Source organism: Pseudomonas sp. NPDC089996 (assembly GCF_044748405.1).
Lineage (GTDB): Bacteria > Pseudomonadota > Gammaproteobacteria > Pseudomonadales > Pseudomonadaceae > Aquipseudomonas.
In genome coordinates this window covers 243,109-256,131 of the sequence record NZ_JBIVGA010000003.1, presented here as the reverse complement: position 1 = coordinate 256,131, position 13,023 = coordinate 243,109, and the positions used below count along the sequence as shown (strand labels likewise).

The window sequence follows — 13,023 nt, the reverse complement described above, 5'->3', positions numbered from 1 at the left end:
GCCGGTTGATGCGTCTCAGGCCAGCGCGGCATCTGCGGCGTAGGCATGCTTGAGCAGTTCGGTGAAGCGCTCGAAGGCGGCAACCGCAGCGCGCTCGGCGGCGGCGTCTTCCTCGGGCGACAACTCAAGGCCATCGAGGATACGGGTGAACTGCTTCCAGCCTTCGGCACGGCCACCGGCCGGCTCGCCGAGGTGGCGGGCACCGAAACTGTCGGACAATTCCAGGGCCACGGCACGCTTGATCAGAAACGCAGCGCCAAGTTTGGAGCCTTCCGAGACGAAGATCCAGCCCATGGCTTCACCCAGGGTCGGATTGTGCAGGGCACCGGGTACGGCGGCCGGGACTTCGGTGTTCAGGTCGGCGAGGTCCAGGCGGGCCTGTTCGGCGCGGCAACGCTCGGCAAGGTCAGGGACGATGGCGATCAGTTGCGGGTCGTTGTACAGCGCTTGCAGTTCGGCCTGGAACAGGTATTGGGCGACGACGAAGCGGGCGAAGCTTTCGCGGCTGTCGAACGGCGCGTGGGATTTGACCAGGGCGTCGAGCTCGCTGTGCGGAGCGTGGGTGGCCTGGTTCAGGCGCTGCGAGCGCAGGGCTGGGCGGTCGGTCATGGGGTGTCCTTGGTAAATGAGGGCGTCTAGTGACAAGACGAAACAGCGGGGCGGAGACAGTAAAAAAACTGGGTTTTTGTGGTGTTTCGCGACGCTGGCTCTGTAGGAGCGGCCTTGTGTCGCGAAAGGGCTGCGCAGCAGCCCCAGATGTTTGAATAGTGCTGCAAGATGCTGGGGCCGCTTTGCGGCCCTTTTTCGCGACACAAGGCCGCTCCTACAGTCAGATATCCCACACCACATTGACGGCGAAATTGCGCCCCGGCATGGTCAGGCGGTCGAGGTTGGCTGGCTGGGTCACGCCTGCTTCACCCTGGCCGTCGTAGCCACGCACCGAATCCCACTGCCAGTACTTCTTGTCGGTCAGGTTGTACAGCCCGGCGTTGACGGTGACGTCGTCGGTCACCTTGTAGAAGCCGCTCAGGTCAAGCACGCCGTAACCGGGTGTGCGGAACTGCGAGCTCTGGCCGTCGGGGGCGAAGAACGTGGTGTCGTCAACGCGGGTCTTGCGCTTGACCAGGGTCCAGCTCAGCAAGCCGCCATAGTTCGGCTGCTCGTAACCCAGGCCGAACACGCCGGTCAGTGGGTTGACGCTGTTCAGCGGCTGGCCGTTGTCATCGTTGCGGCCGTTGGCGTAGGCGATCGAGGCCTGGGTGTACAGCCCCTGCGGTGCACCGAAGTGGTCGAGGTTCAGGCGGCCCTTGACCTCGGCGCCCTTGATGGTGGCGTGCTTGATGTTGTTGGCCTGGAAGGTGGTTTCCAGGTTGGCCGACTGCACGGCATCTTCGTCGATGAAATCGCGATACTTGTTGTAGAACACCGCCACATCGAAGTTGCCGGCATCGAAGTTGCCGCGCAGGCCGGTTTCGTAGCTCTTGCTCTTCTCTGGCTCGAGCCCGGGGTTGCCCTGCACGCTGTAGCCCAGGGTCGGGTTGTCGAAGCGCCCGTACATCGACTTGGCCGTCGGTGTGCGGAAGCCTTCGGCGTACTGGCCGTACCAGGTGTAGTTGTCGTTGAAGGCGTAGGTCAGGCCGAACTTGGGCGACACGCGGTGCCACTTCTTGTCCGAGTCGTCGAGGCTGCCCGGCGCTGCGCCCGAGCCCTGGATGCCACGCAGGAACTCGTCGGTGAACTTCGGCTCCATGCGCGTGTAGTCGTACCGGGCACCGGGCATGAAGGTCCAGTCGTTCCAGCGGATTTCATCCTGCACGAACAGGCTGTAGGTGTTCACGGTCGGGTCCGGGAAATCGCTGACCAGCGCTTGTGCATCGCTGGTGCTGACCTGGCCGATGGCGCGGCAGGTGCCACCCACCGCCAGGCAAGTGCCGGTACCGCTGCGCGAGCCGGTGACCTTCTCGTGCTTGAGGGTGGTGCCGTAGGTCAGCAGGTGGTCGGTAGCGCCGATGCTGAAGGCCTTGTCCAGCTGGGCGTCGAACACCCACTGGCGGTCCTTGTAAGTGGTGTCGCGGGTGCGCAGCACGGTGCGGCTGAACGGGAAATAGACCTCTTCGGTGCTCTGGTCGGTCTTGGCGATCTGATAGTTCAGGCTCCATTTGACGTGGTCGGCAACCAGCGAATCCAGGCCGAACTCATGGTTGATGCCGAAGCGCTCGCGGGTCACGGTGTCGTTGCCGGTGCGGCTGCGGTACATGCCCAGGCCGGTGCCGTTGGTGAACGGGCCGCCGACGGCGCTGAGGATGTTCTGGTCGCGGTCATCCTTGTAGCGCTCGTAGGTGAAACCCAGGCGGGCATCGTCGGCATAGTTCCAGCCAAGCTTGGCCAGCACGTTGGTGGTGCGTACGTCTTCAGGGTTGGCCTCGGTGCGCGACAGGCCGGTGCCACCGTGGCCGCCGTAGGATTCGGTCTCGTGGCCGTTGCGCTGGCTCAGGTGCAGCAGGCCGTCGAAATCACCCGTGCGGCCAGCCACGGTGGCCGAGGTCAGCCAGCTGTCATCGGCCGAGCTGTAGCCGGTCTTCAGGCGCGCGCCCACGTCCTTGCCCGGCTTGATGATGTCGTCCGGGTCGAGGGTGAAGTAGCTCACCGCGCCGCCGATGGCGTTGCTGCCGTACAGCACCGAAGCCGGGCCGCGGAGGATTTCCACGCGCTTGACGATTTCGGGGTCGACGTAGTTGCGCTGGGTCTGGGCATAGGGGCCATAGAAGAAGCTGTCAGGGATCGACACGCCATCGACCTGGGTAAGGATGCGCTCGCCGTCGATGCCGCGGATGTTGTAGCCATTCAGGCCACTGCGCTGGCCGGTGCCACCTACCGATACGCCCGGTTCGTAACGCACCAGCTCCTGGATGTTGTTGACGTTCTGCCGGTCCAGCTGCTCGCGGGTCTGCACGGTAACGGTGCTCGGCACCTGGCTTACGTCCTGGGCGCTGCGGGTGGCACTGACGGTCACCTGTTGCAGGGCGATGACGTTGCCCGCCGACTGGCGTTCCAGCACCACATTACCGTTGCTGATCTTGCGGAAGCCCAGGCCCGTGCCCTGGAGCAGGCGCTTGAGCGCAGCTTCAGGTGGCAGCGAACCCTGCACACCCGGCGATGCCACGCCGTCAGCCAGCTCGGCGCTGAAACCGACCTGCCAGCCGGTGACCTTGCTGAAGGCATTGATCGCTTCGACAAGCGGTTGCTGGGCAATGCTGAAGCGATAGTCGCCCATGCGTGGGCTGCTGGCCTGGGCCGGCTCTGCGGCCAGCGCCGGCAGGCTGCAGGCACCGCTGGCGAGCAGGGCCAGCGTCAACAGGGACAGCTGACCGGTACGACGGGGAAGGGTGGACGAGCGAGTTGGACCAGTGGACATCGAAAGCGCTCCCTGACGCGCGAACTGTTATAGGTGATGACCGTTCTTGTTTTCAAACAAGAATCAGTTGCATTGGCTATAACGAGACGGGCGGGGTTGCGCGATCGCGTAAAAAAAGTTTCAGCTCAGTTGATGATCACCACGGCGGGGAATTCGTGCAGCTGCGCCGAGGTGATGTGGGCCAGGGCGCGCAGGGTTTCCAGTGGCTGATCGAGGCGGTAGTTGCCGGTCACCGCCATGTCGTCGAGGCGGCCGCTGCGGTTGATGATCCAGCCGGGGTAATAGCGTCGCACTTCAGCCAGCACCTGGCTCAATGGGCAGTTCTCGAATACCAGGCGGCCGTCGACCCAGGCCAGGTCCTTGTGCATGTCCGGGCGCTGGCGCTGGCCGAAGCCCTGCGGGCCGACACTGATGCTGTCGCCGGCACTGAGGCGGATGCGCTGGTCGCGGTCCCCCTGCAGGTCGACATCGCCGCGCTGTACGCGAACCTGTGCTTCGCCGTCGAGGTAGCGCACGGCGAAATCGGTGTCGCGCACCTGCGCACGCATTGGCCCTGCCTGCACCTCCAGCGGTCGCTGGGCGCCTCCGGGCACCTGGAAAAACGCTTCACCCTGGAGCAGTCGGGCGACCTGGCGGCCGCCCTGCAGGTCACTGGCGAACGCGGAACTGGTATTGAGCAGGACTTTCGCGCCGTCCCCCAGCTCCAGACGCTGGCGTTCACCCACCACGGTCAGGTGGTCCGCCTGCAGGCGCACCGGCAGGTTGCCGAATGTGAACAGCCCGACCAGCAGCACGGCGGCGGTCGCCAGTGGCTTCCAGTGGGCGCGTAGGCGGCCGCGCAGCGAGCGGCGCTGATGCTGTTGCATGCTCAGGGCGGCTTGGCGCAGCGGGGTTCCGTTCCACAAGGCCTCGGCCTCGACGTAGGCTTCGGCGTTTTCAGGGGCTGCGCTGAGCCACTGCTCGAAGGCGAGGGTGTCTGCCTCGCTGGCGCATTGCAGGCGAACGAGCCAGTCCAGCGCCTCGTCCAGCGCACGGGCGCGGGCGTCGGGCCCGGTGGCTGGCGGGCGAGTGACGGGGCTGTCGGTCACGGTGGGTCCTTGCTGGTATTTTTGCGAATGATCAAGGCTTGAACGAAGCATGGCAAGCGCTATGCCGCATTCTGCGAGCCAGCCGTCGGCTCATTTGAGGCGATCGGCCACACCCATGCAGATCGCCATGATCAGTTTCAGTTCCTTCTGTACCGTGCTGGCCGAGACCTGCAGTTGCTCGGCGATTTCCAGGTAGCTGGCGCCGTGCAGGCGGCTGAGGATGAAGATGCGTTGCTGGCGCTCGGTCAGCTGGTTGAGGCTGACGCTCAGGTGCTTGAGCAGTTGCTCGGCGTGCGCGGCGTCTTCGCTGCTGCCGACCGGGGACGCGACATTGTGCAGCACCTCGTCGGGTACATCGTCGACCAGCATGCGCGACTGCACACGCCTTGTGCGCAGGTGGTCCAGGGCCAGGTTGCGCGCGGTCTGGAACACGAAGGGCTCCAGGTGTTCGACGGGCCGCTCGCCCAAGGCGCGGGACACCCGCAGGTAGGTTTCCTGCAGCAGGTCTTCGGCCGTGCTGGGGTTGCCCACCATGCGTTGCAGGGTGCGCAGCAGGGAAAGGCGCTGGACGAGGAAGACGGAGTTGAACCGGGACTGACTCACTTGGAAACCTGGCCGACGAAAGGTGAATGATAATGCTTATCATCTGTCGGTCAGGTCAAGCCTGGAATTGTTAGGAAAAGGTAAAGATTGTGAGGAGGCGGATAGTCGCTTTGCTTTTTGTGGGAGCCGCCTCGTGTCGCGAAAGGGCCGCAAAGCGGCCCCTAGGCATCAGCAGCGGTGCAAATATTGTGGGGCTGCTTTGCAGCCCTTTCGCGACACAAGGCCGCTCCCACAAAGGCAGCTCCATCCTGCAGGTTCAGCGAGCGCTGGCCAGCGCCAAACAGTTGTCCAGCATCCGGTTGGAGAACCCCCACTCGTTGTCATACCAGGCCAGCACCTTGAGCATCCGCCCGTTGGCGCGGGTATGGCTGGCATCGAAGATCGACGACAACGGGTTATGGTTGAAGTCGCACGACACCAGCGGCAGGGCGTTGTAGCCAAGCACCTTGGAGTGGCGGCTTGCCTCTAGGAACAGCTGGTTGACCTGCTCGGCAGTGGCCTCGCGCTTGAGGTTGACGGTAAGGTCGACCAGCGACACGTTGATCACCGGAACGCGCACGGCCATGCCGGTGAGCTTGCCGGCCAGTTCCGGCAGCACCAGGCCCACGGCTTCGGCGGCGCCGGTCTTGCTCGGGATCATCGACTGGGTGGCCGAGCGGGCGCGGTACGGGTCGCTGTGGTAGACATCGGTCAGCACCTGGTCGTTGGTGTAGGCGTGGATGGTGGTCATCAGCCCCTGTTCGATGCCGAACTCGCGGTGCAGTACCTGGGCGATCGGCGCCAGGCAGTTGGTGGTGCACGAGGCATTGGAGATCACTTGGTGCGAAGCCCGCAGGATATCGTGGTTAACCCCGTATACCACGGTGGCATCGACCCCCTTGCCCGGCGCCGAGACAATCACCTTGCCGGCACCCGCCGCCAGGTGCGCGGCGGCCTTGGCGCGGTCGGTGAACAGCCCGGTGCATTCGAACACCACGTCGATCGCTTCGGCTTTCCAGGGCAGCTCGGCCGGGTTGCGGATGGCGCTGACCGCGATACGGTCGCCATTGACCGTCAGGCTTTCGTGGTCGGCCTCGACCACGGCGTCGAACGTGCCATGCACGCTGTCATATTTGAGCAGGTGGGCGTTCATCGCGCTGTCGCCCAGGTCGTTGATGGCGACGACCTGCAGGTCCTGGCGGTAGCCTTGGGTATACAGTGCGCGCAGGACATTACGCCCGATGCGGCCGAATCCGTTGATGGCGATACGTAGGGTCATGGCAGTACCTCTGGCGGTCCGAGTGAGAGCTGTGGCAAAAAGACGCTTCACTGAAACGGTTTTGTTGTTGGAATTACAAGATTATTCACTCGCCGATAGAAAACAAGCCTTTTTGATGGCAGTATTTTGGTTAAACATACAACGAGTGGTTGGGCGCAGTGCCTCCCCCGATGTTGCGAGCCCCTCTTACCTGAGCCTAGGCCGCAATCGTTTGGAGGGGAAATGCCCGGTAAACCGCCCTTACAATTAGCCTGGAGTCCAGTACATGCATCCGCGCATCCTTGAGGTCACCCAGCGGCTGATCGAACGCAGCCGTGTCACCCGCGCGCGCTACCTGCAGCTGATTCGTGGCGCAGCCAGTGACGGGCCCATGCGTGCCAGCCTGCAATGCGCCAACTTCGCCCATGGCGTGGCCGGTTGCGGCGCAGAGGACAAGCAGACCCTGCGCTTGATGAACGCGGCCAACGTCGCCATCGTTTCGGCCTACAACGACATGCTTTCGGCGCACCAGCCGTACCTGCATTTCCCTGAGCAGATCAAGCAGGCCCTGCGCGAGGTCGGCTCGGTCGGCCAGTTCGCCGGTGGCGTGCCAGCCATGTGCGATGGCGTGACCCAGGGCGAACCGGGCATGGAGCTGGCCATCGCCAGCCGCGAAGTGATCGCCATGTCCACGGCGGTAGCGCTGTCGCACAACATGTTCGATGCCGCCCTGATGCTCGGCATCTGCGACAAGATCGTCCCCGGCCTGATGATGGGCGCGCTGCGCTTCGGTCACCTGCCGACCCTTTTCGTCCCGGGCGGGCCGATGGTTTCCGGTATCTCCAACAAGCAGAAAGCCGATGTGCGCCAGCGCTATGCCGAAGGCAAGGCCAGCCGCGAGGAACTGCTGGAGTCGGAGATGAACTCCTATCACAGCCCCGGCACCTGCACCTTCTACGGCACCGCCAACACCAACCAGCTGGTGATGGAGGTCATGGGCCTGCACCTGCCAGGCGCCTCCTTCGTCAACCCGTACACGCCGCTGCGCGATGCCCTTACCGCCGAGGCGGCGCAGCAGGTCACGCGCATGACCAAGGCCAGCGGCAACTTCATGCCGCTGGGCGAGATCGTCGACGAGAAGGCGCTGGTCAACTCGATCGTTGCGCTGCACGCCACCGGTGGCTCGACCAACCACACCCTGCACATCCCGGCGATCGCCCAGGCAGCGGGCATCCAGCTGACCTGGCAGGACATGGCGGACCTGTCCGAGGTGGTGCCGACCCTGTCCCACGTCTACCCCAACGGCAAGGCCGACATCAACCACTTCCAGGCCGCTGGCGGCATGGCCTTCCTGATCCGCGAGCTGCTCGATGCCGGCCTGCTGCACGAAGACGTCAACACCGTGGCCGGCCATGGCCTGCGCCGCTACACCCAGGAGCCGTTCCTCGAGGACGGCAAACTGGTGTGGCGCGAAGGGCCTGAGCAGAGCCTGGACGAGAGCATCCTGCGCCCGGTGGCGCGGCCGTTCTCGGCCGAAGGCGGCCTGCGGGTGATGGAAGGCAACCTGGGCCGTGGCGTGATGAAAGTCTCCGCGGTGGCGCCTGAGCATCAAGTAGTCGAGGCGCCGGCACGGGTGTTCCACGACCAGCAGTCGCTGGCCGATGCGTTCAAGGCCGGTGAGCTGGAGTGCGATTTCGTTGCTGTGGTGCGCTTCCAGGGCCCGCGCTGCAACGGCATGCCCGAGCTGCACAAGCTGACGCCGTTCCTCGGCGTGCTGCAGGACCGCGGCTACAAGGTTGCGCTGGTGACCGACGGGCGCATGTCGGGCGCTTCGGGCAAGATCCCGGCAGCGATTCATGTCTGCCCCGAAGCGTTCGATGGTGGCCCGCTGGCACGCGTGCGCGATGGTGATATCGTGCGGGTCGATGGCGTCGAAGGCACGCTGCGGGTGATGGTGTCGGCCGAGGAGTTGGCCAGCCGTGACCTGCCACCCGTCCCCCAGGGCAATGACCTGGGCTGCGGCCGTGAGCTGTTCGGCTTCATGCGCATGGCGTTCAGCCCGGCAGAGCAGGGCGCGAGCGCCTTCACTTCTGCCCTGGAGAACCTCAAATGAAGGACCTGCTGGTTGGCGACATCGGTGGCACCAATGCCCGTTTTGCGTTGTGGCGTGACAACCAGCTGTACCAGGTGAAGGTCTTCGCCACGGCCGACTACACCAGCCCCGAGCAGGCCATCGAGGCCTACCTGCACGGTCACGGCATTGCCCGTGGTGGCCTGGCGGCGGTATGCCTGGCGGTGGCCGGGCCGGTCGATGGCGACGAATTCCGCTTCACCAACAACCATTGGCGGCTCAGCCACAAGGCGTTTTGCCAGACCTTGCAGGTCGCGCGGCTGCTGCTGATCAACGATTTTTCTGCCCAGGCCCTGGGCATGACCCGCCTGCAACCGGGCGAATACCGCGAGGTTTGTGCAGGCAATGCGGACCCGGCGCGGCCAGCACTGGTGATCGGACCGGGCACTGGCCTGGGCGTCGGCAGCCTGTTGCGCCTGGGCGAGCAGCACTGGCAGGCGCTCCCGGGGGAAGGCGGGCATGTCGACCTGCCGGTGGGCAATGCCCGAGAAGCGGCGATCCAGCAGCAGCTGCATAGCCAGATCGGCCACGTCAGTGCCGAGACGGTACTCAGCGGCGGCGGCCTGGTTCGCCTCTATCAGGCCATGTGCGCGCTGGACGGCGACACGCCCCGACACACATCACCGGCACAGATCACCGATGCGGCGCTGGGCAACGAGCCACGTGCGTTGGCGGTGATCGAGCAGTTCTGCCGCTTCCTCGGGCGCGTGGCCGGTAACAATGTGCTTACCCTGGGCGCGCGCGGCGGGGTCTATATTGTCGGCGGCGTGATCCCACGCTTTGCCGAGCTGTTCCTGCGCAGCGGTTTTGCCGCCAGCTTTGCCGACAAGGGGTGCATGAGCGGTTATTTCGCAGGTGTACCGGTGTGGTTGGTGACGGCGGAATTTTCTGGACTGCTGGGTGCGGGGGTGGCATTACAACAAGCGTTGGATCACTGACTGGGGCGCGAAGCGGCCCAATAGCAGGCGACAAAGACCTGTGACAACAATGAGGGCGGGACACCTTGAGCACTGCCGGAAAATCCATCCTGATGGTCGACGACGATCAGGAAATTCGTGAACTGCTGCAAACCTACCTGAGCCGCGCCGGCTTCCAGGTCCACGCCGAAGCGGACGGCCTGGGCTTTCGTCGTGCGCTGGAATCAACACCCTGCGACCTGGTGATCCTCGACGTCATGCTGCCCGACGAAGACGGCTTCAGCCTGTGCCGCTGGGTGCGCCAGCATCCGCGCCAGTCGCGCGTGCCGATCATCATGCTGACCGCCAGTTCCGACGAGGCCGATCGCGTCATCGGCCTGGAGCTGGGCGCCGATGACTACCTGGGCAAGCCGTTCAGCCCGCGTGAGTTGCAGGCGCGCATCAAGGCCCTGCTGCGCCGTAGCGAGTTCGGCCAGGCCGTGCCAGCCAGTGCCGTGCTGGCCTTCGAGGACTGGCGCCTGGACACCGTCAGCCATCGCCTGTTCCACCGCGATGGCGAAGAGGTGCTGCTTTCCGGTGCCGACTTTGCCCTGCTGAAACTGTTTCTCGATCACCCGCAACAGATTCTCGACCGCGACACCATCGGCAATGCCACCCGTGGCCGCGAGCCGATGCCGCTGGACCGCATCGTTGACATGGCGGTGAGCCGACTGCGCCAGCGCCTGCGCGACACCGACAAGCCAGCGCGGCTGATCCGCACTGTGCGTGGCAGTGGTTACCTGCTGGCCGCCCATGTCTGCTGCGCTTCCTGAGCGGCGCTGGCGCCTGCTGCCACGCTCGCTGCTGGGGCGCATGCTGCTGCTGACCTTGCTGGTGGTGTTGCTGGCCCAGGGCCTGTCGAGCGTGATCTGGGTCGCCCAGTTGCGCGCCAGCCAGTTGCAGGGCCTGCGTGCAAGTGCCGGCAGCCTGGCCCATTCCATGAGTGCCAGCGTCAGCTACTTCCGCTCGCTGCCGGTGGCTTATCGGCCGATGGTGCTCGACCAGTTGCGCAGCATGGGGGGCACGCGTTTCTTCGTGTCGCTCAACGACAAGCCGCTGGACATGCCGGTGTTGCCCATCACACCACGCAAGCAAGCAGTGATCGATGTGTTCCAGCAGGTCCTGCACGAGCGCCTGGGCGAGCAGATGGAGATCTCCGTCGAGTTCGTCGGCCCCGATGACCTGCGCATCTTCAACAGTGGCCTGAAACTCGATGAGTTGCCTCGCTCGTGGGCGCATTACTCACTGACCCTGGAGCCGCTGAACCCGCCTGTGCTGGTGACTCAGATCCGACTCGACCAGGGCGAATGGCTGTACATCGCCTCCTTGCTGCCCGAACCCTATACCAGCCTTGAAGCCGAACGCCTGCCACGCCAGCAGATCGGTTTCATCGTCCTGACCACCGCGCTGTTGCTGCTGTTCATCGGCTTGCTGGTGCACTGGCAGAGTTGGCCGCTCAAGCGGCTGGCGCGTGCCGCACGCGAGCTGTCACTGGGCGCCGATGTGGCGCCGGTGGCCGAAGGCGGCGGCAGTGAGGTGGTGGAAGTGGGGCGGGCATTCAACAGCATGCGTGAGCGCATCAGCCGCTACCTGACCGAGCGCTCCCAGTTGTTCAGCGCCATTTCCCACGACCTGCGCACGCCGATCACGCGCTTGCGTCTGCGTGTGGAACTGCTCGAGGACGAGCGCCTGCAGGCCAAGTTCAGCCAGGACCTCGACGAGCTGGAGTTGCTGGTGAAAGGCGCGCTGCAATGCGTGAAGGACACCGACATCCACGAGAACATCGAGCCGATCGACCTCAACCAGGTACTGGAAATTCTCGCCGAGCCGTATCTGGGGGACGGTCGCATCACTGTCGAAGGGCGGGCCATGGCGCCTTACCCGGGCAAGTCGCTGGCCCTGCGCCGCTGCATCGGCAACCTGATCGACAATGCCATCAAATATGGCGAGCGGGCACGTCTGCGCATCATCGACAGTGCGCAAGGGTTCGTCCTGCAGGTGGATGACCAGGGGCCCGGTGTGCCGCAGCAGCAAATGGAGCAGGTATTCGAGCCGCATTTTCGCCTGGCTGGCAAGCAGCAGGGCTACGGCCTGGGCCTGGGCATTGCGCGCAACATTGCCCATAGCCATGGCGGCGAGGTGAGCTTGCTCAACCTGCGCGAAGGCGGTTTGCGGGTGACGCTGTACCTGCCCAGGGGCATGGATTGAGGCGTGTCACAGGCTTGTGACACAACAGCAGTCCTTCGTGACATCCCGGCCAGGACGGCTGGCTAGACTTCGCAGACGACTGGCAAGGAACGCGCTGGCCCATGAAACACGACGATCTCCCCCTTGGCAGCTGGCTGGACTCGCCGGTTCATGCTGCCTGGCTCATGGCCGAAGGGCAGCGCCTGCTGGCCTTCGCCAAGGCCGCGAAGTTGCCGGGCGGCTTTGGCAACCTCGATGCGTCGGGCAACCTTGCGCCCGATGCTGTCGCCGAAACGATGAACACCGCACGCATGACCCATTGCTTCGCCCTTGCGCACCTTCAGGGCGTGCCCGGCTGCCTGGCTTACGCCGAGCATGGTGTCGCGGCCCTGCGTGGGGGGCTGCACGATGCCACCTACGATGGCTGGTACGCACACCCCGAAGGCCGCGATGACAGTGGCAAGGCCGCCTACCTGCATGCTTTCGTCGCGCTGGCTGGCAGTTCCGCCAAGGTGGCGGGTGCTGCCGGTGCCGGGCAGTTGCTGGCAGACGCCGTGCGGGTGATCGACGGGCACTTCTGGTGCGAGCAGGAAGGCGCCCTGCGGGAAACCTTCTCCCGCGCCTGGCAGCTGCCTGAGGCCTACCGTGGCGCCAACAGCAACATGCACGCCACCGAGGCGTTTCTGGCCTTGGCCGATGCCACCGGCAACACGCTGTGGTTGCAGCGGGCATTGCGCATTGCCGAGCGCATCATCCACACCCATGCCGCCGCCAACGGCTATCGGGTGATCGAGCATTTCGACGTGTTTTGGCAACCGTTGCCGCACTACAACCTGGAACACCCGGCCGACCATTTCCGCCCATACGGCACAACGCCCGGGCATGCCATGGAATGGGCGCGGCTGTTGTTGCACCTGGAGGCCAGCCTGCTGCTGGCCGGGTTGCCCGTGCCCGATTGGCTGCTGCCGGACGCCCGTGGCCTGTTCGACAGCGCCTGTCGCCACGCCTGGCGCGCCGATGGCAAGCCAGGCTTCGTTTACACCCTGGACTGGGACAATCGTCCGGTCGTCAGGCAACGCCTGCACTGGGTGCATGCCGAGGCCTGTGCCGCCGCCGCCGCGCTGTTGCACAGAACCGGCGAAGCCCGGTACGAGCACTGGTACCAATGTTTCTGGGGGTTCATCGGCAACCATTTTATCGACCGTGCCGGCGGCAGCTGGCACCACGAACTCGATGCCGACAATCGCCCCGCCGGCACCATCTGGCCGGGCAAACCGGACCTGTATCACGCCTATCAGGCAGTGCTTCTGCCAGGTTTGCCGTTGGCCCCCAGCCTGGCGACGGCAGTTTCGCGTTATGTAACCAAACGATGACATTCGCGCATCGCTTCGTTACCTGACGAGGCG

At 64.7% G+C, this 13,023-nt stretch carries 10 protein-coding genes; 5 read left to right on the top strand and 5 right to left on the bottom strand.

Going from position 1 to position 13,023, the window contains the following annotated elements:
* Positions 1-15: 15 nt before the first annotated feature.
* From ACIPW4_RS06675 to gap, 5 genes are all read right to left on the bottom strand, one after another.
* On the bottom strand, positions 16-609 hold the full coding sequence (locus tag ACIPW4_RS06675) for a biliverdin-producing heme oxygenase (protein ID WP_103445523.1): 594 nt from the start codon (positions 607-609) through the stop codon (positions 16-18).
* A 220-nt stretch (positions 610-829) separates the two neighbouring features.
* Entirely contained in the window at positions 830-3,415 is a 2,586-nt protein-coding gene (locus ACIPW4_RS06670) for a TonB-dependent receptor (protein WP_400655975.1), read from the bottom strand.
* 125 nt (positions 3,416-3,540) lie between these two features.
* Positions 3,541-4,503 carry a FecR family protein gene (locus ACIPW4_RS06665; protein WP_400655974.1) on the bottom strand — a complete coding sequence of 321 codons (963 nt, stop codon included), beginning with the start codon at positions 4,501-4,503 and terminating at the stop codon, positions 3,541-3,543.
* A 90-nt stretch (positions 4,504-4,593) separates the two neighbouring features.
* Positions 4,594-5,106, bottom strand: a complete 513-nt coding sequence (locus tag ACIPW4_RS06660) for an RNA polymerase sigma factor (RefSeq protein WP_400655973.1) — start codon at positions 5,104-5,106, stop codon at positions 4,594-4,596.
* 256 nt (positions 5,107-5,362) lie between these two features.
* Positions 5,363-6,364, bottom strand: a complete 1,002-nt coding sequence (gene gap, locus ACIPW4_RS06655) for a type I glyceraldehyde-3-phosphate dehydrogenase (protein WP_400655971.1) — start codon at positions 6,362-6,364, stop codon at positions 5,363-5,365.
* A gap of 265 nt (positions 6,365-6,629) precedes the next feature.
* Here gap and edd point away from each other — a divergent pair, with 265 nt between their 5' ends.
* The 5 genes from edd (at position 6,630) to ACIPW4_RS06630 (ending at position 12,990) form a co-directional block, all read left to right on the top strand.
* Positions 6,630-8,456 (top strand): phosphogluconate dehydratase, encoded by a 1,827-nt coding sequence (gene edd, locus ACIPW4_RS06650; RefSeq protein ID WP_400655970.1) that lies wholly within the window; start codon positions 6,630-6,632, stop codon positions 8,454-8,456.
* The gene (locus ACIPW4_RS06645; RefSeq protein ID WP_400655968.1) at positions 8,453-9,412 is read left to right on the top strand and encodes a glucokinase; all 960 of its coding nucleotides are present in this window, start codon (positions 8,453-8,455) and stop codon (positions 9,410-9,412) included. The genes edd and ACIPW4_RS06645 overlap by 4 nt, the downstream gene beginning before the upstream one ends.
* 65 nt (positions 9,413-9,477) lie before the next feature.
* Complete coding sequence (gene gltR, locus ACIPW4_RS06640; protein ID WP_400655966.1) at positions 9,478-10,203, top strand: two-component system response regulator GltR; 726 nt, start codon at positions 9,478-9,480, stop codon at positions 10,201-10,203.
* Positions 10,184-11,638: an ATP-binding protein gene (locus tag ACIPW4_RS06635; protein WP_400655964.1), complete on the top strand. Its 1,455-nt coding sequence runs from the start codon at positions 10,184-10,186 to the stop codon at positions 11,636-11,638. The genes gltR and ACIPW4_RS06635 overlap by 20 nt, the downstream gene beginning before the upstream one ends.
* Positions 11,639-11,739: 101 nt before the next feature.
* Positions 11,740-12,990, top strand: a complete 1,251-nt coding sequence (locus ACIPW4_RS06630) for an AGE family epimerase/isomerase (RefSeq protein WP_400655962.1) — start codon at positions 11,740-11,742, stop codon at positions 12,988-12,990.
* Positions 12,991-13,023 lie beyond the last annotated feature (33 nt).

Bases quoted from the DNA above. Each gene is read 5' to 3' on its own strand.
- ACIPW4_RS06645 (WP_400655968.1), top strand. From the start codon at position 8,453: ATGAAGGACCTGCTGGTTGGCGACATCGGTGGCACCAATGCCCGTTTT.
- ACIPW4_RS06630 (WP_400655962.1), top strand. From the start codon at position 11,740: ATGAAACACGACGATCTCCCCCTTGGCAGCTGGCTGGACTCGCCGGTT.
- ACIPW4_RS06675 (WP_103445523.1), bottom strand. From the start codon at position 609: ATGACCGACCGCCCAGCCCTGCGCTCGCAGCGCCTGAACCAGGCCACC.
- gap (WP_400655971.1), bottom strand. From the start codon at position 6,364: ATGACCCTACGTATCGCCATCAACGGATTCGGCCGCATCGGGCGTAAT.
- ACIPW4_RS06670 (WP_400655975.1), bottom strand. From the start codon at position 3,415: ATGTCCACTGGTCCAACTCGCTCGTCCACCCTTCCCCGTCGTACCGGT.
- ACIPW4_RS06635 (WP_400655964.1), top strand. From the start codon at position 10,184: ATGTCTGCTGCGCTTCCTGAGCGGCGCTGGCGCCTGCTGCCACGCTCG.
- edd (WP_400655970.1), top strand. From the start codon at position 6,630: ATGCATCCGCGCATCCTTGAGGTCACCCAGCGGCTGATCGAACGCAGC.